This window comes from Mucilaginibacter lappiensis, assembly GCF_900155965.1.
Taxonomy (GTDB): domain Bacteria; phylum Bacteroidota; class Bacteroidia; order Sphingobacteriales; family Sphingobacteriaceae; genus Mucilaginibacter; species Mucilaginibacter lappiensis.
The window spans coordinates 1-23,712 of the sequence record NZ_FTMG01000019.1; the positions used below are offsets into that span (position 1 = coordinate 1).

Annotated in this window: 20 protein-coding genes; 7 read left to right on the top strand and 13 right to left on the bottom strand. The window is 43.5% G+C overall.

Annotated features, from left to right (window positions below; all coding sequences use genetic code 11):
• Nucleotides 1-137: 137 nt before the first annotated feature.
• The 4 genes from BW976_RS25315 to BW976_RS25330 form a co-directional block, all read right to left on the bottom strand.
• Nucleotides 138-1,166: an IS110 family RNA-guided transposase gene (locus tag BW976_RS25315; protein WP_076373383.1), complete on the bottom strand. Its 1,029-nt coding sequence runs from the start codon at nucleotides 1,164-1,166 to the stop codon at nucleotides 138-140.
• A 337-nt stretch (nucleotides 1,167-1,503) separates the two neighbouring features.
• The gene (locus tag BW976_RS25320; RefSeq protein WP_076377837.1) at nucleotides 1,504-1,902 is read right to left on the bottom strand and encodes a hypothetical protein; all 399 of its coding nucleotides are present in this window, start codon (nucleotides 1,900-1,902) and stop codon (nucleotides 1,504-1,506) included.
• A gap of 95 nt (nucleotides 1,903-1,997) precedes the next feature.
• The gene (gene dacB / locus BW976_RS25325; RefSeq protein ID WP_076377839.1) at nucleotides 1,998-3,404 is read right to left on the bottom strand and encodes a D-alanyl-D-alanine carboxypeptidase/D-alanyl-D-alanine endopeptidase; all 1,407 of its coding nucleotides are present in this window, start codon (nucleotides 3,402-3,404) and stop codon (nucleotides 1,998-2,000) included.
• Nucleotides 3,382-4,833, bottom strand: a complete 1,452-nt coding sequence (locus tag BW976_RS25330) for an APC family permease (protein WP_076377841.1) — start codon at nucleotides 4,831-4,833, stop codon at nucleotides 3,382-3,384. Before BW976_RS25330 ends, dacB begins: the two co-directional genes overlap by 23 nt.
• Before the next feature lie 274 nt (nucleotides 4,834-5,107).
• Between BW976_RS25330 and BW976_RS25335 the strand changes: the two genes are divergently transcribed.
• From BW976_RS25335 to BW976_RS25355, 5 genes are all read left to right on the top strand, one after another.
• On the top strand, nucleotides 5,108-7,348 hold the full coding sequence (locus BW976_RS25335; RefSeq protein WP_076377843.1) for a sodium-translocating pyrophosphatase: 2,241 nt from the start codon (nucleotides 5,108-5,110) through the stop codon (nucleotides 7,346-7,348).
• A 64-nt stretch (nucleotides 7,349-7,412) separates the two neighbouring features.
• Complete coding sequence (locus tag BW976_RS25340; RefSeq protein ID WP_076377845.1) at nucleotides 7,413-7,901, top strand: hypothetical protein; 489 nt, start codon at nucleotides 7,413-7,415, stop codon at nucleotides 7,899-7,901.
• Between the two features lie 117 nt (nucleotides 7,902-8,018).
• Complete coding sequence (locus BW976_RS25345; protein WP_076377847.1) at nucleotides 8,019-8,681, top strand: VOC family protein; 663 nt, start codon at nucleotides 8,019-8,021, stop codon at nucleotides 8,679-8,681.
• A gap of 402 nt (nucleotides 8,682-9,083) precedes the next feature.
• The gene (locus BW976_RS25350) at nucleotides 9,084-10,640 is read left to right on the top strand and encodes an amino acid permease (protein WP_076377849.1); all 1,557 of its coding nucleotides are present in this window, start codon (nucleotides 9,084-9,086) and stop codon (nucleotides 10,638-10,640) included.
• 166 nt (nucleotides 10,641-10,806) lie between these two features.
• The gene (locus BW976_RS25355) at nucleotides 10,807-11,376 is read left to right on the top strand and encodes a MarC family protein (RefSeq protein ID WP_076377851.1); all 570 of its coding nucleotides are present in this window, start codon (nucleotides 10,807-10,809) and stop codon (nucleotides 11,374-11,376) included.
• A 217-nt stretch (nucleotides 11,377-11,593) separates the two neighbouring features.
• Here BW976_RS25355 and BW976_RS25360 read toward each other — a convergent pair whose 3' ends face one another.
• From BW976_RS25360 to BW976_RS25405, 9 genes are all read right to left on the bottom strand, one after another.
• Nucleotides 11,594-12,082, bottom strand: coding sequence for an SRPBCC family protein (locus tag BW976_RS25360; protein ID WP_076377853.1), 489 nt, complete (start codon nucleotides 12,080-12,082; stop codon nucleotides 11,594-11,596).
• Nucleotides 12,083-12,094: 12 nt separating this feature from the next.
• Nucleotides 12,095-12,400, bottom strand: a complete 306-nt coding sequence (locus tag BW976_RS25365; protein WP_076377855.1) for an ArsR/SmtB family transcription factor — start codon at nucleotides 12,398-12,400, stop codon at nucleotides 12,095-12,097.
• A gap of 77 nt (nucleotides 12,401-12,477) precedes the next feature.
• Entirely contained in the window at nucleotides 12,478-12,849 is a 372-nt protein-coding gene (locus tag BW976_RS25370; protein ID WP_076377857.1) for a DUF4180 domain-containing protein, read from the bottom strand.
• A 165-nt stretch (nucleotides 12,850-13,014) separates the two neighbouring features.
• Nucleotides 13,015-14,184, bottom strand: coding sequence for an RsmB/NOP family class I SAM-dependent RNA methyltransferase (locus BW976_RS25375; RefSeq protein WP_076377859.1), 1,170 nt, complete (start codon nucleotides 14,182-14,184; stop codon nucleotides 13,015-13,017).
• A complete protein-coding gene (locus BW976_RS25380) occupies nucleotides 14,181-15,422 on the bottom strand; it encodes an ABC transporter substrate-binding protein (RefSeq protein WP_139332422.1) in 1,242 nt (413 codons plus the stop codon). Before BW976_RS25380 ends, BW976_RS25375 begins: the two co-directional genes overlap by 4 nt.
• The gene (guaA, locus tag BW976_RS25390) at nucleotides 15,379-16,908 is read right to left on the bottom strand and encodes a glutamine-hydrolyzing GMP synthase (protein ID WP_076377865.1); all 1,530 of its coding nucleotides are present in this window, start codon (nucleotides 16,906-16,908) and stop codon (nucleotides 15,379-15,381) included. Before guaA ends, BW976_RS25380 begins: the two co-directional genes overlap by 44 nt.
• Before the next feature lie 549 nt (nucleotides 16,909-17,457).
• Nucleotides 17,458-18,162 (bottom strand): SDR family NAD(P)-dependent oxidoreductase, encoded by a 705-nt coding sequence (locus BW976_RS25395; protein WP_076377867.1) that lies wholly within the window; start codon nucleotides 18,160-18,162, stop codon nucleotides 17,458-17,460.
• Between the two features lie 96 nt (nucleotides 18,163-18,258).
• Nucleotides 18,259-20,037, bottom strand: coding sequence for an aromatic amino acid hydroxylase (locus tag BW976_RS25400; protein ID WP_076377869.1), 1,779 nt, complete (start codon nucleotides 20,035-20,037; stop codon nucleotides 18,259-18,261).
• A 72-nt stretch (nucleotides 20,038-20,109) separates the two neighbouring features.
• Nucleotides 20,110-21,060, bottom strand: coding sequence for a lysylphosphatidylglycerol synthase transmembrane domain-containing protein (locus BW976_RS25405; protein WP_076377871.1), 951 nt, complete (start codon nucleotides 21,058-21,060; stop codon nucleotides 20,110-20,112).
• 194 nt (nucleotides 21,061-21,254) lie between these two features.
• Here BW976_RS25405 and BW976_RS25410 point away from each other — a divergent pair, with 194 nt between their 5' ends.
• Entirely contained in the window at nucleotides 21,255-22,124 is an 870-nt protein-coding gene (locus BW976_RS25410; protein WP_076377873.1) for a carbon-nitrogen hydrolase, read from the top strand.
• A 143-nt stretch (nucleotides 22,125-22,267) separates the two neighbouring features.
• Nucleotides 22,268-23,326 (top strand): agmatine deiminase family protein, encoded by a 1,059-nt coding sequence (locus BW976_RS25415; RefSeq protein WP_076377875.1) that lies wholly within the window; start codon nucleotides 22,268-22,270, stop codon nucleotides 23,324-23,326.
• Nucleotides 23,327-23,712 lie beyond the last annotated feature (386 nt).

Below are 23,712 nucleotides of genomic sequence, written 5' to 3' on the forward strand. Positions count from 1 at the left end.
ATGTCATTGCGAGATTCTGTGTTGATATGCAATTAATTGAGGGGATTTATTTTATCTTTGAGTCTTAGGCGGCTTTATGTCAGCCTGTTTAGGGCGGCCCTTTTTTAAAGCGGCTGCTCTAATTATTTAATGCCGGTTCATTCTGTTGTCCTAATTTGCAAATAATCCGCTTGATAAGGGGTTTTGGTTTTATAAATGGTATAAGCCATCTCCAGCAATTTTCGCTGCACGGCTACACATGCCTTCATTTTAATGCCGTTTCTGGAAACTATTCTCACAAAGACAGCCTTATACCTCTCTGAATGCCTTATGGCAGCCATAGCTGGCATATACATCGCCTTTCTCAGATATCGGTTTCCTCTTTTAGATATTTTGGACTTACCTTTGACCGATGTGCCCGATTCCTTCTCTTTAACATCCAGGCCGGCATAACTGGTTAGCTGTTTTTTACTACTTATTAATTCAAAGCCATTGGTTTCAGCTATCACTACAGCAGCGGTTAGCGGGCCTATTCCGGGTATAGATGTGATCAGTTCTACCGTGCGCTTTATTTCTACATCATCATCAATTATGGCTTTTGTTTCTGCCATTATTTCTTTGAGCTGGGTATTGATTACCTTGGTGCGGAATTTCATCCGCTCAATGGCGGTCTCGCTTGGATCAGCCTCTGTTTGCTCTGCATGCAGCTGATTCTTTAGCATAGTCCTTTCAACCGTTAACTGATCCCGCTCACGGGTTAGTTGCCTTAGGTTTCTGAATACTTTCTTTGGCTGAACCCAATCATCAAGCTTTTTTTCTAATCCAAATAAGGCAATGGCTTCTGCCATAGATTTATCCGTTATTGTTTTAGTTTCCAGAGTTTTGAAGAAGTTGGTGATCTTGTTAGGCATAACAATGCTTACACGATAGGCTTTGGCTACTAAGAAATAAGCTAGTGATTCATGATAGACTCCTGTAGCTTCCATAACATACCGTAACGGAAAGGCTTCTACTGTTTGTTTTGCTACCCATTGTACTAAAGCAGTGAATCCCTTTTGGTTATTGGAGAAAGTCTTAAACGCATAAATGAGGCTTAGGGCATCTTCGTCCATCTTTCCTAAGGATACGACAAGCTCTTTTTGAGCTACATCAATACCGACCACTTGTTTTAATAATCTTTTTACCATAAAATAGTTGTGACTGTTCACTTCGTAAGTGAAAACCTTCCTTCGTTTTTCCTCCTGCTGGCTATCCTGGATATACCGCTATGCAGTATTCCTTACATTCTGTTCAAACTCAAGAAAGTGTAAAGAATGAGGCAATATCTCGCAAACAATATGCCTATAGCTATTTAGGAGTAACGTGCTCTCATTCTTTTTCACTCATAAATCATACAAGTATAATTATTGACAAACATAGGAGGAGAAACGACGAAGCAATCTCGTAGCTATTCTTATTCATGAGAACGCGATGAGATTGCCACGCTGCGCTCGCAATGACATATTTATTTTATATCTGGGGTTATTATTTCTGTATCAGCGCCAGCAAAGATTGTGGCGTTTCGTATGTGGCACTTTTATAAGTGAGTACTTTTACACCTACGCATAAGGTGTCAACAGCGTTATTAGGATGGTTAATATATATTTTCCCGCGTACATCAGGCTGAAAGCCGTCATCTGTCCTTTTCATATCGGTTAATAACAGCATTACACTATCAACAGATGCTTTCTGGATGAAATTTTTAACCTTGCCTTCGGGGAAATAATAATCAAATTTATCGCAGGTTATCCTGAACTGGGTTTCGCGGCCCAGTTCGGTAAATTTAAACCGGACGCTTTTAACTTCATCAACAGGATTAGTTTTCGGCTTACAGGCGAAAAGGGTGAATGCTATAAGGATGGCGGTTATGCTTAAATTTTTCATGGTTTATTATTGATATATAAACTTACAAAGTTTTATAAAGAATAATACAAAACCGCAAATCAAAAAGCTCCCCCTTCAGGGGCTTGGGGGGCTGTCTACTTCAGCACATCCAATACCCTGAACATTTTTTCTTTGATTCCCCGGCTTGATCCATTGAAGTTGTTCACCATGATGGAGAAACATAACTCCCGACCATTATGTGTTTGATAGCCGGCATAGCAAAGTACACTGTTGATGCTGCCGCTTTTCATTTTCATATCATTATAAACAGGCAGGCTCTCGTAAAGGTTGGCAAACCAGCTTTCCTTTTTGGCCGATTGTAATATTTTGGCCAGCGTTAAGGTAGTTACCCTATCGCCGGGCGAAAGACCGCTGCCATCGTAGGTATTGATACTATTTGGGTCGATGCCACGCGCTTTCCAGAATTTTTGAACCTCTTCTACGCCGTTTGCCGAGGTGGGTTTGCGGCCCTGTTTCCAGGCAATGGTTTTGAGTAATTGCTCGGCATACAGGTTAATACTTTTTTGGTTGAGCCAATAAACTATCCTGCTCAGCGGTGGTGAGAATATGGTAGTTATGTTTTTGGTGATGAGGGGCAATTTTAAATCTTTAGCAGCTAAAGTAGCAGCCGATTCCGGGCCTCCGCTTACCAAAACGCCTAATTTTTTTAATGTGTCTGATAAACGCAGGGCAGCATCATAAGCAGCATCCGGCATGGCTACCGATATACTTTTCTTCTCCTTATCAATTGCATAGCTGCCACGCAGATACATCACCGTGCCGCCAACAGGCAAAAAAGCATAGGCGTTATCGCCGCTGCCCGCTTCGCCATTTATTAGTTCGCTTTTAAAACTGAGGTATGGAATTGTGGGAACGGTACGTGATATCCCAACCGGGTTACCTACCGCGCCGGTACGCAGTTTAATATCAAACTGGTTCTCGCGCCAGCAAAGGCCCGAGGTGCCCGCGCCATAATAATTGCCCACATCCTGCCAGATCCATCCCTCGGGGATAGATTGGGTGCCGAAAATACTGTCGTCGCCAATAACACGACCGTTTATTTTTTTTATCCCGGCCTTTTTCAAGGCATCGGTCATCAGAGCCAATACGTGGGCCTCCTGGGTTTGTTCATACCGCCAGCTGCCCAGGGTAGGGTCTCCGGCACCTTTGATAATTACATCGCCGTTCAGGGTACCTTCAGCTGTAATTTCTCCGGCATAACCCAATTGGGTCTGGTATTTAAAATCGGCCCCTAAAACATTAAAGGCAGTAATACTGGTGATGGTTTTGAGGGTAGATGCAGTAGCCAATCCCATATTGGGATTGGCTGTAAATACCTGCTCGCCGGTTTTGGCGTCAAGCACGGTTAATGATACTGAGGCATAAAGACACTGGCTATCGGCCTGCAGCCTGCCAAAGGCATTAGATAATTTCTGCTGAAGATCCTGGGCATAAAGTTGCCCGCTTATTAAAAATAAACTAACTATCAGTAACCGTTTCATCCTCATGTTTAACGTTCCGCTGCGATATAAAATATAATGGGATACCTATTAATACAATTAATAATCCGTACAGGGCGTAATCTCTTTTATAGGCAAATAATAAACCACAAAATGCCAATCCCATCAAAATATAAATGGCGGGTAAAACAGGATATCCTACTGCTTTATATGGTCGTTCAGCATCGGGGAGTTTTTTGCGTAAAATATAGATACCTACAATAGTTAATATGTAAAATATAACCACCACAAAAGATATCATATCCAACAAATCGCCATATCGGCCACTTAAACAAAGTAATGATGCCACAATACATTGTAACCACAAACCAAATTGCGGAACAGAAAATTTATTTAAAGTACCTGTTTGTTTAAAGAACAGACCATCTTTAGCCATGGTATAGTAAACCCTGGCGCCTGATAATATCAGCCCGTTATTACAGCCAAAGGTTGAAACCATGATCATTAAAGCGATAATGATGGTACCTATGTTACCGAATATCACATGTGATGCGGCAACAGCCACGCGGTCTTTTTCGGCAGTAGCTATCTCATGTAATGGTAAAACACCAGTGTACACCACATTTGCCGATACGTAGATAATGGTCACAATCAAAGTACCTAAACCCAGACTTATGGCCACATCACGTTTAGGGTTTTTCATTTCACCGGCAATAAAGGTTACGCTATTCCAGGCATCGCTGCTGAATATAGAACCAACCATTGCCGCGGCAATAGCACCTAAAGCCGCACCCATTGTTAGGTTGGTGATACTCCCATCCTTATTTAAATTATGCAGACTCCAGGCATTTGTCCAGTTGGCATGCCATACATCTGGTTTCAGCATAATAAAACCAAAAATGATCAGCCCGAATAAACTTAACAATTTGGTCAGGGTAAATGTAGTTTGTATCAGCTTGCCAGCCTTAACACCTCTTGTATTTACAAAGGTTAAAAAGATAATGAGTATGATAGATACCAACTGCGCTGAACTTATTTTAAATGATCCCGCGTTTAATACGATATAATCTTCACTGACAAGAAATTTCAAAGAATCCGGCATTATATAAGCAGTAAACTTGCTGAAAGCCACGCCTACCGCAGCGATAGTTCCTGTTTGTATTACTGCAAATAAACTCCAGCCATATAAAAAAGCAATGAATTTGTTATAAGCTTCTTTCAGGTAAACATACTGACCGCCTGCTTTGGGGAACATGCCACTTAGCTCGCCATAGCTTAAAGCGGCGGTGAGGGTCATGAAACCAGTGAGTACCCAAATAGCTATCAACCAGCCGGCTGAGCCTACGTTGCGGATAATATCCGCGCTTACAATGAAAATACCCGAACCTATCATAGAACCCGCCACCAGCATGGTGCCATCGAGCAGGCTCAGTTCATGTTTCATTTTTGGTTGATCAGTTTTTTTTGTCATACGTTATTCAAAGGGGTTTTAAGGTCCTAAACTATTTAAAAAACTTTATAATCAGGAGGCTCTTGGTAAAGAAAATAAAATTACTATTTTGCATCCACCAATTAATAGAGGCTAAGGATTAAGGATTTGTGGGGCAATGATTTTTAGAACGAGGATCGGATATCAAATATAAAGATTTTAGATATACCGCAAAATATCTCTTTTGAAATTCTCCTTGCTCCTTGTTCTCAAAATCCTTGCTCCTAACTACCATTTATAAACCAAATTTGTGAATATGGATTTTTTGAACAATTACTTGATCTACTTAATTCCGGTGATAGGCCTTGTCGGCATTCTCGCTATGGCGGTTAAAGCTGCCTGGGTTACCAAACAAGATGCCGGCGACGGAGACATGGCCCAGCTGGCCGGTTACATTGCCGATGGGGCAATGGCCTTTTTACGTGCAGAGTGGAAAGTGCTGGGTGGCTTTGTGGTAGTTGCTGGTTTATTACTGGCCTGGTCTGGCACTACTGTGGCTACATCAAGCCCGGTTATAGCCATTTCATTTTTAATAGGCGCCTTTTTATCGGCTTTTGCAGGCTATTTGGGAATGCGTATTGCAACCAAAGCCAATGTGCGCACTACACAGGCAGCGCGTACCAGCTTGGCCAAAGCATTAAAAGTTTCCTTTACCGGTGGTACGGTAATGGGTTTAGGCGTAGCCGGTTTGGCCATTATTGGCTTAGGCTCCCTGTTTATTGTTTTTTATCAATATTATGTTGTTAATGTTGCAGGCGGCACTGTTAATGGTGAAGCCATGGCCAAAGCGCTTGATGTTTTAGCCGGTTTTTCATTAGGTGCCGAATCTATAGCTTTATTTGCCCGTGTGGGCGGTGGTATTTATACCAAAGCCGCCGATGTGGGTGCCGACCTTGTAGGAAAGGTAGAAGCGGGTATCCCCGAAGATGATGTACGTAACCCCGCCACCATTGCCGATAACGTAGGCGATAACGTGGGCGACGTTGCTGGTATGGGCGCCGATTTATTCGGATCGTACGTGGCCACCATGTTGGCTACCATGGTACTGGGTCGCGAAATTGTATCGCATGATAGTTTCGGAGGTATTGCTCCTATACTATTACCAATGGTAATTGCCGGTTTAGGTTTGATATTCTCTATTGTTGGTGCGTCATTTGTAAGAATTAAAAATGAAACCGACAGTGTGCAAAAAGCGCTGAATATAGGCAATTGGGCATCTATCGTATTAACCGCCATAGCCACCTATTTTGTGGTACAATGGATGTTACCGGCCGGAGAATTTCACATGTCTCGGGATGAAGTGAACGGCGGTATTAAGGCTGGGGCTCTGATATTCACCAAAAACGGAGTTTTCATGTCGATAGTTGTTGGTTTGATCGTAGGCACTTTAATGTCCATCATCACCGAATATTATACGGCTATGGGTAAACGCCCGGTATTAAGCATTATCCGCCAATCATCAACCGGTCATGCTACCAATATTATTGGCGGTTTGGCCGTAGGGATGGAATCAACCGTATTGCCTATCCTGGTGTTGGCATCGGGTATTTATGGTTCTTATCATTTCGCGGGTTTGTATGGTGTAGCTATCGCTGCAGCAGGTATGATGGCTACTACAGCCATGCAATTGGCTATCGACGCATTTGGCCCTATTGCCGATAACGCCGGGGGTATTGCCGAAATGAGCCGCTTGCCCGAAGAAGTTCGTCACCGTACAGACAACCTGGATGCTGTAGGTAATACTACCGCAGCAACCGGTAAAGGTTTCGCTATCGCTTCGGCAGCATTAACCTCACTGGCCTTATTTGCGGCATTTGTGGGTGTGGCTGGTATCGAGCATATTGATATTTATAAAGCCGACGTTTTAGCTGGCCTATTTGTGGGCGGGATGATCCCGTTCATCTTCTCGGCTTTATGTATCTCGGCCGTTGGTCGTGCAGCTATGGCCATGGTGGAGGAAGTAAGGCGCCAGTTTCGCGAGATACCGGGCATTATGGAATACAAAGCCAAACCCGAGTATGAAAAATGCGTGGCTATATCAACCAAAGCCTCTATCCGCGAGATGGTTGCCCCAGGTTTGATCGCCTTGATCACTCCAATCATTATTGGTTTTGCCTTTGGACCCGAAGTACTGGGTGGCTTACTGGCCGGTGTTACCGTATCGGGCGTATTGATGGGTATTTTCCAGAGCAACGCTGGCGGCGCATGGGATAATGCCAAAAAATCATTTGAGAAAGGCGTAGAGATCAATGGCGAAATCCATTACAAAAAATCAGAGCCGCATAAAGCATCTGTAACCGGTGATACCGTAGGCGATCCGTTTAAAGATACTTCCGGCCCATCCATGAACATCCTCATCAAACTGATGTCGATCGTTTCACTCGTGATCGCGCCGCACCTGAATCATTTGGTTGAAACCAGTCCGCGTATACAACGGGAGCTGCACAGGCAATCCATCAATACACATGTGGTAATCAAAACCGACAAAAACCTTTAATTCAAATAAATAGTGTTGAGAAGAGCCGCCTGCGAGGGTGGCTTTTTTTTATATTTTAGTAATCATGAAACCCATTTACAAGATTATTATTAAATACAGCCTTATCACTTTTGTTGCATTTTTAGCCAATTGGTATATTTTATTCGAGTCTCCATTAAATATTCCTGAATTTATACCCTTTACACCTGTTAAAACAAATGGCGCTATACTTTGTGCCATCTGCATTACGGTACTTATCATAGCTCAAAAAAGCCTCATAAAAGTACAACAGGATATCAGTATTATTCTTTTAATGCTTTACAGTACATGTATATTTTTTATAGCAGAGTGTCTTTTTCACGGCGTGATGCTAATCATGATCATTGATTATAATTTGCACGAATTTTTATCGGGCATTATTGCTATCACATTATTTAATGCCGCATTATCTTTCTTTGTCGCTTTTCAATTAAAAACAAAGCGAACAGGTCAATTGATTCTCCTTTTTGTAATACTCTCTATTCTGTTTAATGTACTTGCCTACTTTTTCCCGAATCTTAAGGCTAATAATTAAACTTGGCTTTAGTTTTCCGTTACATACTTTATCATTTTATTTCCATGTTTTTATTTATAGTGCGCTGGGTATTGTGTAATTTTTAAATTAGCAGACATCACATTATTCTGCACTACTATGAAAATTAAGGAAATTCATTTACTGACGAATGACCTCTCGGCAACAGAGCAATTTTACAATCATGTACTCGATATTAAAACTAACCAAAAAACAGATCAGGAGGTTTCATTCCTGATAGGCAAAACCGAGGTCATCTTTATCAATTCAACAGAAAGCCTTAACCCAAACTATCATCTCGCGTTTGATATCCCTACCAATAAACTCGAAGAAGCGTTTGCGTGGATAAAAGAAAAGGTGGCTATACTCCCCGTTACAACTGACAATTATCTTTCGGACATCAAACTTTGGAACGCCCGCTCATTTTATTTTTATGACAACAATGGCAATCTGCTGGAGCTGATATGCAGATACGATCTTCAAAACCAATCCGAGGCTCCGTTTAGTGGTAACTCCATCCTCCATGTAAGTGAAATTGGCATCGTTGCCGAAAACGTGCAAGTCTGTGCCGATGATCTTATAGCCAGATATGGTCTGGATTATTATGCCAAACAACCGAAACAGGATAATTTTATGGCCCTGGGCGATGAAGCCGGTTTGTTTATATTGGTTGATCCGAACCGGAACTGGTTCCCGACCGATAAGAAGGCCGAAGCATTCTGGACAAAGATCATATTCCACTCAGAAAGTGGAAATCACGTTCTGGATATAAACCACGCTTGAAATTATAGCGTTTTGAAACCGGTAAAGGACAACAAAACTTTATCGGTTAACATATCTTTTTAAGCAAAACAAGAATAAATCAGTCGGAAAAAGAAGGCAGATCCATTTAACTTTAAAAACATTTTTTGGTTTTTATTCCTCCCTGTTTAGCTCTAATTTTATCCAAAAAGCAAAGTGTTAGCCAAACACGGCATTTTGCGTACTTCCATTACAAATGAGACACTTATATAAGCCCTTATAAAAATCTGATTACCTATAGATTTACTCGATTGTGCATACTTTTATTTGGAAATACCTCATTATTCCATTGTTACATTCCGCACTTTAGGATTTCAATAAATTTAAGTACGTTTGGGGGAATGTGAATTTTTAATTTTTTAAAACTGATCTTACTATTTTCAAATGAAGTTATTTATTAAGAAGCCTATTCAGCAATTGATGGCTGCCTCTGTCGAGACGGAGAAATCGCTGAAAAGAACCTTAGGTGTTGGATCGCTAATAGCACTGGGTATTGGTGCTATCATTGGAGCCGGTATTTTTGTGCGTACAGCAGCGGCAGCCGGTGAACATGCAGGTCCGGCTGTTACCATTTCATTCCTTATTGCAGCCGCTGGTTGCGCCCTGGCCGGTTTATGCTATGCAGAATTTGCCAGTATGATACCGATAGCCGGTTCGGCTTATACCTACTCTTACGCTACCATGGGCGAATTTATAGCCTGGATCATAGGCTGGGATTTGGTACTGGAGTACGCGCTTGGAGCAGCTACAGTAGCCATTGGCTGGTCACAGTATTTCAACGAATTTTTAATTACATTTTTCAATTTCCATATCCCCTATCAGTGGACACACTCCTTCTTCGAAGTGTCAAACACTACTTCCGGCATGTACGCTGCGGAGTTGGGTACCCGGGGTATCGTTAACCTGCCGGCTATATTAATTATATTCCTGCTTACCTTATTGCTGATACGCGGTATGGCCGAGTCGGCTATTGTAAACAACATTATTGTAATTGTTAAAGTAGCTATTGTGCTGCTTATTATCGGTTTGGGCTGGCATTTCATTAATCCGGCTTTTCACACACCTTATATGATCCCTGCTAATGCAGGTACAGTAAAGGTGAGTACCGGTATTGTTGATTATGGCGATACTTTTAACCATGGATGGTTGGGTGTGTTACGCGGCGCTAGTGTAGTATTCTTCGCCTTTATTGGTTTCGATGCGGTATCAACCGCTGCGCAGGAAGCTAAAAACCCGCAAAAAGATATGCCAAAAGGTATCCTGATATCATTGGTTATTTGTACTGCGCTATACATCCTGTTTTCACACGTATTAACCGGCTTAGTTTCTTACAAAGATTTCCTGATACAAGGTAAAGAAGCTTCTGTAAGCTACGCTATTAAAACGGCGATGCCTGGTTATGGTTGGTTAGCTTCCCTTGTTACCGTATCTATACTTGCGGGTTTTTCTTCGGTAATCCTGGTGATGCTGATGGGCCAAACCCGTGTGTTTTATACCATGAGCACCGATGGTTTGATCCCAAAAGTATTCTCTAAGCTTCACCCAAAATTCCGCACACCTTATAAATCACAATGGTTATTTTTTGTGTTTGTATCTATATTCGCAGGTTTTATCCCTGATAAATATGTAGGCGATATGGTGAGTATTGGTACTTTATTTGCATTTGTGCTGGTTTGTATAGGTATATTCATCCTGCGCAGAACTGATCCAAACATTGTTCGTCCGTTCCAGACGCCACTTTATATGATCGTTTGCCCGCTAGGTGCATTGATCTGCTTGTGTATGATTGCCAGTGAAGGTTGGGAAAACTGGGCCCGTCTTATTGTTTGGTTGCTGATCGGCTTTGTGATCTACTTCGGTTACAGCATCAAACGTTCGCATGTAAGACATGGCAAGGTTGAAGCTGCGGTAGACCCGATCAATCCTAAATTTATGGAATAAGTTCATCAAGTTATTACTCTTATAAAAAAAGATCCTGATTACTCAGGATCTTTTTTTATGCCCACCTTTGCAAACATTTGCCGTATAAATTTCGGCACATCGTATTTTCTTTTTATCTTTCTTTATATTTTAATCGCATTTTTGCACCAGCATAAACCCTACAGCCATGCATCCATTAGTTTTCAGGGAAGTACTATCCGTTACCATGATCCTTTTCGCCATTATTGATATTCTTGGCGCCATACCCGTAATTATACAGGTAAGGCAGCGCGTGGGGCATATCGAATCGGAAAAAGCCAGCATAGCCGTACTGATTTTAATGGTGGTGTTTCTTTTTGTGGGCGACGAATTACTGGCTGTTATCGGCCTGGATGTAGCCTCGTTTGCCATAGCCGGTTCGCTGGTGATATTTATCATCGCGATGGAAATGGTGCTTGGTGTTGATTTTTTTAAAGAGGAAGTTCCGCTGTCGGCTTCTATAGTACCCCTGGCTTTTCCGCTGATTGCCGGTGCGGGTACCATGACTACCCTGCTCTCGCTCAAATCACAATATCAAACCCAGAACATTCTGGTGGGTATTGTATTAAATACCATTGTAGTATACTTCGTGCTCAAAAATGTAAAATGGATCGAAAAATTGTTAGGCCCCGTTGGCCTGAGCATCCTGCGAAAATCATTCGGGATCATTTTGCTGGCTATAGCTATTAAACTGTTCAGGAGTAATACACACCTATAACCCCCCTGCCCCCTGAAGGGGGAGTTTTATCAAGAAGCAGTAGTTAAAAAGGGTGTCATGCTGAGCCTCGTCGAAGCATGGTGGGCAGGCCTCTGCGCTCTACCCTTCGACGGAGCTCAGGGTGACAGCCTTCGTTTTTGAACCTTATTTATCATTAAAATATAAAAGGAGACTCTCCTTCCGGACAGCCTCCCTTTCTTTAATATGATAATAATAGTTAAGCCCCCAATAGCTCGTCCAGGTTGTCCAATGCCATGGTATAGCCCGCCTCAAAGCCCATAGCAACAATTTTTTCCAGATCGGCTTCGTTATCAAACGTGAGCTCTGCTACTACCTGGGTAACTGCTCCAATCGTGTTAAAGGTAACCAGCCAGTGCATCGCTGGAAAATCAGGGTTTATAACGCCATTTTCGTCGCAGAACAAGGCGGTAGAAGTAAAGCTTTGCTGTGGGGTGATCGTTTTAAAGTTAACCCGGCACCAGGCTGCCTCGCCATTGGGCCCGGTCATACAATACAACCAGAAACCGCCTTCACTAAAATCGTATGATTTAGATACGGCTTTCCAGGGCTTTGGTGCCCACCATTGTTCCAGCAGACTAACGTCTGTCCATGCTTTCCATACTTTTTCAACAGGGGCGGCAAATTCCCTAATAACGCGTAGTTTTTTGTTAGCCAGATCTTTGGTGATCTCAGTTTTTGTACTCATATTGAATTTGTTTTACAGGTTTTTTAATAGGTTATCTAACTGATCAAAACGATCGTCCCACAACTTGCGGAAACGCTCGAGCCATAAGTCAATTTCTTTCATCTTCTGGGGATTAAAGTGGTAATAAATTTCTCTGCCGGTTTGCTGCTGCTTAATCACTTCGCATTCCGCCAGGATCTGGATATGTTTGGATACCGCCTGGCGACTACTGTCAAAGTGTTCGGCAATAGCATTTGGTGTCATCGCCTGCAGCGCCAGTAAACCTAAAATTGCCCGCCGCGTAGGGTCTGCAATAGCTTGAAAAATGTCTCGTCTCATATTATTTGCAACCGATTGATTGCAAATATAAGCGCAACCGATCAATTGCGCAAATTTATTTTCATTTTTTTAGTTGCTTAAACCCTGATTCCTTTTGATAAGGCATCAATAGCTTCGTCGCGAGTGGATACAAAACTGATCCTGCCGGCTTTATTACTCTCGTAAATAAAATCACGCAGGCTTTGGCTGCTGTACTTTGAAAAATCACCAACAATGGCCAATTTAACATTGTAGTTAGAAAATTTTTGGAGCACATCGCCTGCAAGCGTTGTTTTCAGGTCGAAGAAACTATCGGTGATATTTTCTTGGTACATCACTATCCTCCTGGCATCCTGATAGGCGCAATTGGCCAATATATCCAACGCATCCTGCGCGTTGTTAATTTCGATGATATTGGATACGATCTCGGCTATATTGAAATCATTGATGCTGATCAGGTTGATGTCCATAGTATATTGTTTGCTTATACAGACGAACGGATGCCATGGTTTGTTACAGGTAGGATCATAAAAACCATGTCATTGCGAGCGATAGCGTGGCAATCTCCTCGCTTGCATATTAAACGCTACGAGATTGCTTCGTCGTTCCTCCTCGCAATGACATGTTTTTTAATGTCAGGAGGTTGGCGGGCTCAGCCTGGCCACAAACATGGTATCGGCCCGGCGCTCATAGCCTTTGAGTATTTTGCTTTCTTCCAGCTTTAAGCCAAGCTCTTTCACCAGAAAATCGACCACATCCTCGTTCTCGCCTTTAAAGGCCGAGCAGGTGATATAAATAAGCGGTTTACCGGGCTTCAGATATTTTACTACGTTTTGGGCGATACTTTTTTGCAGCTTCTGGAAAAATTCGATCTTATGCTGATCAAACTGGGCTATCATTTCGGGCGTACGGCCCCAGGTACCCGAGCCGCTGCAGGGAGCATCCAGTATAATGCCATCAAATGCATAATCATGCAGTGTTTGATCCACATTGGTGGTAAGGTCAAGCGCTTTTTTCTGATATTTGGTTAAACCAGCCAGGTGAAAACGCTCATCCAGGTTGGTCAGCACCGATTCGCGGATATCTGAAACCACCAGCTTGATGTTGGGCTCATCTTCATGCAGCAACAGCGATTTACCGCCCGAAGCCGCGCAGGCATCCCACCAGCTATCCCAACGTTGCGGCCTGAAAAAATCGCCGGTTTGCTGCGACGAAAAATCCTGCACCTCAAACCAGTGCTGCTTGGGAAATATGGTTTCGAGGCGGGTACCGTTTGGTAACGAAAGACAGCCATTCCCTTCGTCTTTAAATACGATCTGCGCTTTGGTCAGCTCGCCCTTAACCAGGTGATCGTAACCATTGCGCACCCGGATAAAAAGATCGGGTTGGGAAAAGAAGGATCTTAAAAAAACGTTACGATCGATACCGGGAGATAATTGCGCCACCCAGGGAAACACATCTTCCAGGTCAAAATCAGGATGTGCCGTTTTTACCAGGGCCAGTTTGTCGTCGATATTAAAACCGATACAAGCAGCCCAGTCGGGCTTAAAATTTTGTAAAAAAGAATTGGTTTGCGTGTTGCACAAAAACTCGGCGACAAACAAACGCTCGTCGGCCGGTAAATTACGGAGGGTTAATCCTATCCGGAAATAATTGTACATCAACCGGTTGGCAATACGCCTGTCGGTTGATCCCATTTGTTTATTTTGCCTGTAGAAGCCGGGTAAAAACTTACTTAGAGGCGTATCGGCAGGGTATTCACCCAATATTCGCTGAAACGTTTTAAGCTGGTTTATAGCCTTCATTCTACCTGTTTTAACTCAAAGTTACTATACATTAATATATTTACATGCGTATTTACCCAACCTAACCCAGGCTTTTTTACAAAATGGAAACCATTGTGTATACCTGTAAAATCGGTTTTATCAATCGCCGACATATCCTTGTTGCCCTCCAACAGCTGCTTACCAAAATACAGCCCTTCATCAAAGCCTTTTATGGCATAATCTGTGGGTTCCACATGATACACTTTACGATAGTTACGTAAAAAAGCAATCGTGCTTTCCTGTTTGTAATTCACCTTATCGCTGGAGGTAATATGCGTTTTAAGACGCTGCAATATATCGGCCTTTAAAAAGCTGAATTTCTCCCAACTGGGGTGCCCGAACAGTACCACGGGATAGTTCTTGTTTAAAGTATCCAATGATCGCAGCGTAACACCCAAAAACGCCTGATCTGTAGCCGGTATCACAAACACATTACGCTCTGTTTTTGACAGCTGTGGCAGCAAACCGCTCAATTTACCCCGTGTGATAATAACGCTTACAATTTTAATCTTTTTATTGCTTAAACTGTCGGTTGCTTTTTTAAAGTTTACCACATAATCGTTCTCCTGGCTAAAGCCCGAACGCAGAATGAATATTTTTTTAGGTTTTAATTTATCATTGATGTATTGCGCCGCACCTACAGCATGATATTCCAATGGGGGGATAACCGTAATGAGGTTGTTATTTTTAATAGTAGCAGGCGAGGCAGGTGATAATGGCGACAAAATAGCCGTGCGGATACCCATGGTTGAGGTAAACAGTTTCATCCCATCCGGGTATACCGGGCCAACCACCAGGTCGCTTGTTCTTATCTGCGGGTTATAAGCCAGGCTATGCGCCGCGGAGGCATCATCTTTTGAGTCAAAAAGTTGCAGTTTGAAATTAGCACCCTGGGCAGCCAGGGAGTCTAAAGCCAGTTTAAAACCCTGGTAGTATTCAATGCTCATGTTGGCCTGGCTCAGGCCGGCACCGCTGTAGTTACGCGGCCTTACATGATCAAGCCCCATGGGCAATATCATAGATATCACAGAAACTTTTGCCGCGGGCTTTACCGGAGGTTTTTCTACAGGCTTGGGTTGGGGCTTTTCAACTTGTTTTACGGGCGTTGATACAGGCCGCACTTTTGGTGAACATGCACCCAGTATCAGCGCCGCGCTAAAAAACAATAACCATTTATTCCCACTCAATGGTAGCAGGTGGTTTTGAACTGATATCATATACTACCCGGTTAATTCCTTTTACGTTATTAATGATCTCGTTAGAGATCTTGGCCAGCAGGTCATAAGGTAAATGGCACCAATCAGCTGTCATCCCATCCAGTGATTCTACAGCACGCAGGCATATCACGTTCTCATAAGTACGTTCATCGCCCATTACCCCTACAGATTGTACCGGCAAAAATATAGCACCGGCCTGCCAAACCTTATCGTAAACACCATATGACCGCAAATTGTTGATATAAATCGCATCGGCCTCCTGCAATATAGCTACTTTTTCTGGTGTAACATCACCTAAAATCCTGATAGCCAGACCCGGACCCGGAAAAGGATGCCTACCTAAAATATTCGGATCGATGTTTAAAGCCTTGCCTACACGCCTTACTTCGTCTTTAAATAAAGTATTCAACGGTTCAACCACCTTCAATTTCATAAAATCGGGTAAACCGCCAACGTTATGGTGCGATTTGATGGTAGCTGATGGACCTTTTACCGAAACCGATTCAATAACATCGGGATAAATGGTTCCTTGTCCTAACCATTTTACGTCCTGAACCTCATGCGCGGCATCATCAAATACTTCGATAAACACACGACCGATGGCTTTACGTTTCTTTTCGGGATCTTTAAGGCCAGTCAACGCGTCATAGAAACGTTGCTTGGCGTCAATACCTTTTATGTTTAAGCCCATGTGCTTGTAGGAGTCGAGCACTTGTTCGTACTCGTCCTTGCGCAGCAGGCCGTTATCTACAAATATGCAATGCAGGTTTTTGCCGATAGCATGGTGCAATAAAACCGCCGCTACCGATGAATCCACACCGCCTGATAAACCTAGTACTACTTTATCATCACCCAGCTTTTCGCGCAGGGCTGCAATGGTAGTTTCGATGAACGAATCTGGTGTCCAGTCTTGTTTGCAACCGCAAATGTCGACCAAAAAATTCTCCAGCAATTGCTTGCCATCAATACTGTGGGTTACCTCCGGGTGAAACTGGATACCATAAGTTTGGGTACCGGTTACCTGGTAAGCCGCCACCTTTACGCTATCGGTACTGGCAATGATCTCAAAATTATCGCCGATGCGGGCAATGGTATCGCCATGCGACATCCATACCTGTGAATTCTCGGGGATATTTTTAAACAGTGGATTTTCCTTGTTAATATAATCCAGATTAGCACGACCATATTCGCGGGTGCTTGAAGCTAATACTTCGCCACCATGAAAATGGGCCACGTACTGTGCACCATAACAAACCCCTAAAATAGGACGAGTAGTATGGAACTGCGCGAAATCAAAATGAGGTGCATCTTCCTGCCTTACAGAATAAGGACTACCAGAAAGGATAATTCCTTTTACAGTGCTGTCAATTTCGGGATAATGATTGAAGGGGTGGATCTCACAGTAAATATTGAGCTCCCTGACGCGGCGCGCGATGAGTTGAGTGAATTGCGAGCCAAAGTCAAGAATGAGGATTTTTTCTTGCATGGGCAAAGATAGGATTTTGATGTGAGATGTGAGATATGAGATTTGAGATTTTGGGACTTTGGGGTTTTCGGGGTTTGGGGACTTTGGGATTACCTCGATTTATTCCCATACAATCTAACAAATTTGTCATCCTGAGGAACGAAGGATCTACTCGTAAACATGCATATCGCGCAATAGATGCTTCACTCCGTTCAGCATGACAAAAATAGTTGTATAAATCTTTTTTCCTCCCGTCAGCAGATAAGCTTCGGACGAAAGCAGACAGAACGATGGTGGCTTGCGCGGTTGTAGGGACATAGCAAGTTTTTGCTGAAGCGTGGGAAATGAGTGAATGAAGTAGGGCAAAATAATTGCAGTCCGTGGTTCTGTCTGGTTTGCAGGGTAAAGCAAGGAGCGTAAAGAAGCATTTCTGCTGAAGCCTTTTTGGTTACTTTTGTGGCGACAAAAGTAACTTGCTCTCCCGCGGCCAAGAGCGGGTATACGATTTGCATTATCCGCTCTGTATATAGGGGATTGCTTCGTACCTTACAGCAATGACGTGGAGAATATTTACGGCGTTGTTGCGGCAACAGGTAACACCTTGCCATTAAAGAATTTATGCCCTGTAAGCGCGAAATCAGCAATATATTTACCCATTTCAAAAGCCATTACCGGCGATTGATAACCCGGGAAAGCTTTCTCGAGCATTTCCGTTTGAGCAGATCCTAAGGCCAGGCAATTAACTTTAATGTCCTGCTCTGTCAATTCCTGCGCCAGGCATTCAGTTAGCGTATGCAACGCAGCCTTACTTGCTGAGTAGGCTGTCAATCCCGGAAATTTGGCGCTGCCCTGGAAACCACCCATGCTACCCACGTTGAGGATATGTGAGCCAGCCGGCATCAGCGGCAATAATGCCTGTATCATACGTACGTGACCAATAAAATTGCTTTGCAGCATCTCTACAAAATCGGTTTCCAGTAATTGTGTAAATGGCTTATTGATGAGCATGCCCGCGTTGTTAATCAATACATCAACCCGGTTATCAAAATTGGAGGCTATAAACTGTTGCAAGCCCTCATAATCATCATGTACAATATCAAAATTAAGAGCAAATAACTGGCAGTCGGGGTTAAGTCCGTGGGCAATTTCCAGCAGGCGCTCCAGCTTGTCTTGCGAGCGGGCCAATGCAATTACCTTGTTGTTACCCGAAAGTATCAGTTCAATTACTGCTTCAAATCCCACGCCGCTGCTGGCGCCTGTTATAATAATGTTCATAAGCTTAGCCCCCTCTAAATCTCCCCCAGAAGGGGAGACTTTATTTTTTAAAGCCCTCCCTCCCGGGGAGGGTTGGGAGGGGCTGTTTAACCGCGCCTAAAATACCAATTTTTGTTCAACAGGATGATCAATCAGATAAAAACCGTCACTGATGAGTTTTTTTAGTTCGGGTTCGTCTTTGGCTTTCTGTTGCAGAAATTGCCTGATCTCGGTTCTCAGTGCGGGTTCAACATCTTCATGCTCCAGTAATTCCAATATTTCGAGGGCGCAAAGCCAATCGTCGTGATGGTTTTTCTGCAACATGAACCACACATTACCCAGGAAGCCAAAATCACCGCCTGTTTGCCGACGGTTGCGTACCTGTTGGTAAAGCTTATGCAGCTCCCTGGTTCGCAGATCATATTCTGCGTGATGAGTAGCTGTTTCTGATTTATAAACGATCTCTTCAAAAGCAGCTTTATCGGCAGCGCCGCAAAACACAGAAACGACACTTTCGCCAACAGCCATATCGTACACACCCCATGATGGGTCGAACAATATGTGCCCTTTTTTATCGGTAACTGTACAATCGGCAAATGTAATGAGCTGCGTTTTGCCCAGGAAGGCTAATATGGTTTTTATCGTTCCTTTAACTCTTATACCGCTTTCAAAGTCGAGCTCTGCCGTTTTACCTTTGGTGATGCCTATGTTTTCGAGTTCTTCTTCGGTCAGATCCTCCAATGGTGTATGGATATTCTTCAGTTTCCCTACCGGTGAACTGAAACCATCGGTGTGATAGTTTTTACCATGGCCCGGCAATTGTTTGTTGTTTACTGCTAACGATGTGGGGCCGCTAGTTTTGATAAAGTATGGATTATCGCGCCCATCAACTTTAAATTCGGTAATGGTGCCAGATACTTGTAAGCCAGAGCTGTAAACCGCGGTACAAGTGTTTTTACTCTCGAAAGCTTTGGTCAAGCCATACGCCCCGCCCTTACGGAAAGACATAGTATTGGCAAACTCTTCCAGTACATCTATCAGATTTTGAAAAGTTGGAGTTACAAACAGCTGCGGCTGTGGCTTGGTGATATCGTAACTATAATTCAGGGCATCAATAGAATACCATAGTTTTTCAATCCCAGGATTCATACAACTGGAACTTTCGCCGATGGACGACAGCAGACCCGCACCATAAATTTTAGGCGTTTCCAGTGTACCGATCAGGCCGTATTCTACCGTCCACCAGTGCAGGCGGCTCAGCAGGGCCATTTCAGATGGTGCGCCCATATTTTCCTGGCGATAAGCCACCAACTCTTCAGCCTTGCTGATCTCCTCGTCATCAGCATCGGGCATTTCCTTTAATATAGATAAAGCTCTAATGGCCTCGTACAACTCAAAGTCCTGCGCCGAAAACATCGCCTTGGCCCCTATCGAACCAAAATAACTCAGGTATTCGTGGTAATCCTTATCGGCAATAATAGGTGCGTGCCCTGCCGACTCATGGATAATATCAGGCGCTGGGGTATATTCAATATGCCTCAGCTGGCGTATATCCGCAGCGATAACCAGTACCCTGTAAGCCTGGTACTCCATAAAAGCGGCAGGCGGTATAAAACCATCCACGGTAACGGCGCCCCAGCCTATTTTGGCCAGTGCGTCATTCATTTCCTGCAAATCGGGGATGCGTTCAATGGTAAGCCCTGCTTTGGTTAAGCCAGGTATATAAGGATAGTAGGCAACATCTTTGAGATAGCTGTAATTCTGGCGCATTACATAGCGCCAAACGGCATGGTCAATAGGTGTGTAATGTTCGTAGTGCTGGTCGACTATAAATTGTTTTAAATGACCGGGCAAGGCCGCAACCTGCGGATTGTTAAAATCATTAAAATGGCTCATTTACGTTGTAGTGTGTTTATAATAGGAAACGCAAATTTAGAAATTTAGGTGTACTCACACACTTTATTTTCGTTATTCCCCGCCCGGATCTGTGCTTGTTTCAGCCACCTCATCGTCATATTTTTTCAGACCCTTATCCAAACGGCTTGGGCGGATCACATAGTATAGCCCAAATAAGGCTACCAAAAGAGATATGAGGTAAAATGATGATGGCAAGAAAACGGAGAGCCCTTTATCCATCGGGAAATAATCAGATAGCTTGGTAAATATGGCTTCCCTCGCTCCTGCCCCACCGGCTGTAATAGGTATAATAGATGCCAGCGCCGAAATCAGGAACGATAACAGATATGGCGAAAATTTACCAGTGAAATCCTGCCCAAACATCACGCAGATGATGGCCAGCAGCTGGAAACCCTGCAATACCAGGGCTTTTAGATGTGCCTCGAAAAAGTATTTGGTATACTCCCTGAAAAACATGTAGGCCACAAAATAATAAACCGCTGAGCCGCCCAGGAAGATACTTACCGGGAGGGCCTTATGGATATCTATCTGCGGAATCAGAAATATCAGTCCAACCGTGATCAGGCCAATGGCCCAAAGTCCGCTGAGCCTATCAAACATAATGGCCCAGAACAATTTTTTACCGGGAACTTTATGCGCTTTGTTCAGGATAAAGATCTTGTAGCCGTCGCCGCCGATACCACCGGGCAGCAGTACATTATAAAACAGCCCCAGGAAATACAGTCGTAAATTATATTTAGGGTTTAACTTTAAGCCTATGGACCGGAAGAAGCTCAGCAAGCGCCATGATGATACCACCATCGAACAAAAATAACAAACAACGGCCGCTGCCATCCACCAGTAATTGGCGTGCAGCAAACGGTATTTGACCAGTTGAATAGGTACCTTACTAAATACCCAGATGAGCAGCGCTGTGGTAACAGCTATTTTTAATACAGTTTTAGTAACATTCCACAGTTGCTGCTTAAATGTTTTTGGCGCTGGTATTTCGTCTTCTGTCATTGGCTGCAAAGCTAATTATTTGATTGCACACATTAATTTTTTTTTAATGGCGGCAACATTGGTTCAACAACGCAGTTTATATACTTATGGTTTCACAATTGTGCAAAAACACTGATCATCAACCGTGTGTAATCATTAATTAATTGAGTGCAAATCATCATAGCAATTGTTATTTTTGCGCAAATTTTATGAGTATGAGTAAAGTAAAAGTTGGCCTGGTACAGATGAGCTGCACTGCTGATAAACAGCAGAACCTGCAAAAGGCTATTGTTAAAGTAAGGGAAGCCGCTGCAAAAGGAGCGCAAATAGTTTGTTTACAGGAACTTTTCACCTCGCTTTATTTTTGCGACGTGGAAGATTACGACAACTTTAAACTAGCCGAAAGCATCCCTGGCCCATCAACCGACGAGTTGCAGAAAGTAGCCGCCGAACTGAATGTGGTAATCATTGCCTCATTATTTGAAAAACGCGCGCAAGGTGTTTATCACAATACCACCGCTGTATTGGATGCCGATGGTAGTTACTTAGGCAAATACCGTAAAATGCATATCCCTGACGATCCGGGTTTTTACGAAAAATTTTACTTTACCCCCGGCGATCTGGGTTACAAAGTATTTAAAACCAAATATGGTAAACTAGGCGTGCTTATTTGCTGGGACCAATGGTATCCCGAAGCTGCCCGCATTACCGCTTTAATGGGTGCCGATATCTTATTTTATCCAACCGCTATTGGCTGGGCAACTTCGCAGGATGAAGCCACCAATGTGGAGCAATACAACGCCTGGCAAACCATACAGCGCTCGCACGCGGTGGCCAACGGTGTACACGTGGTAAGCGTAAATCGTGTAGGCGAAGAAGCCGGCGTAAAATTCTGGGGCGGTTCGTTTTTCGCCAATCCGTTTGGCGCTATCATTCACCAAACCTCACATGACCAGGAAGAAGTGGTGGTACAAGAGCTTGACCTGGATAAATCTGATTATTACAGAAGCCACTGGCCGTTCCTAAGAGACAGAAGGATCGATTCATATCAACCTATAACCAAAAGACTTTTAGACGAGGATTAAATTTCCAATATAAAATATGTCATTGCGAGCGATAGCGTGGCAATCTCCTCGCGTTCTCACGGATAAGAATAGCTACGAGATTGCTTCGTCGTTCCTCCTCGCAATGACATAGAGGCAGACTAACAATTTTGCTTTTAACCAATATGAGCCAAAACATTTCAACTATACAAACACCTGCTTCGCAGGGATTTTTCTTCCCTGCTGAATGGGCAAAGCACACAGCCACTTGGTTGAGCTGGCCACATAAGGAAGCTTCGTGGCCGGGTAAGTTGGATACTATTTATCCTTCGTACATCGAGTTTATCAAAATTTTAACCCGTAACGAGTTGGTACGCATCAATGTGGTTGATGAAGTCATGAAAGCCGCCGTAATTTTTCAGCTGCAGCACGCCGGTGTTGATATGACCAGAGTTGAGCTGTTTGCTTTTGGTACTAACGATGCCTGGTGCCGCGATCACGGTCCTGCATTTGTGATCAATCCCAATACCAAACAAAAAGCCATTATCGACTGGGGTTACAACGCCTGGGGTGGTAAATATCCGCCGTTTGACCTGGACGATGTGATACCTACCAAAATCGGTGAGCATTTTGGTTTGCCCGTATTTAACCCCGGTATTGTGATGGAAGGTGGTTCTGTTGACTTTAACGGCAAAGGTACCATACTAACCACCACCGCCTGCCTGCTCAACAAAAACCGCAACCCGCTGTTAAGCCAGGACCAGATAGAAGCCTATCTGCATAACTACTATGGCACCGAGCAGATCTTGTGGCTGGGCGACGGTATTGTTGGCGATGACACCGATGGCCATATTGATGATATTACCCGCTTTGTAAATGAGGATACGGTAGTTACCGTGGTGGAAGAAGATAAGAACGACGAGAACTATCACCTGCTGCAGGAAAACCTCGAGACCCTAAAAACCATGCGCCTGCTCAACGGCAAACAGCTTAACATTGTAGAGCTGCCTATGCCCGAGGCCGTGATCTATGAGGATACACGTCTGCCGGCATCATACGCTAATTTTTATATTGCCAACTCGGCGGTTATTGTACCCACGTATCGCTCGGTAAACGATGATAAGGCCTGCGATATTTTACAACAATGCTTCCCTGATCACCAGGTGATTGGTATTGATTCCACCGATATTATCTGGGGCCTGGGTAGTTTTCACTGCCTGAGTCAGCAGGAACCGGAGATTTAATTTTGCAGAATCTGTTCAACCCTTTCGGTGAGAGAAAAATAATTATGTAGAGATTGCTGCGTACCCTGTAGCAATCTTTTTTATATAAGCAGGTGTTATCCGCCAATATCATTAAGTTAAGAAATTTTTCAAACCCCATAGGGATAAAAGCTTTGTAGTAAAAAAGCCAATTCTCGTTAGTGCCGTAGGTACTGCACTCAGGTTGCATACCTACGGTATGCTAAATACTTATACCTTGTTTACTACAAAGGTTTTACTCCTGCGGAATAGCCTTTAACCTTAACTTAATGACATTTGCCCCTTCGCAAGAGTAATAGCCCATCAAGTGGCAGCTATCCCCAAAGGGTGTCATGCTGGAGCTCCGTCGAAGCATGGTGAATTGGCCT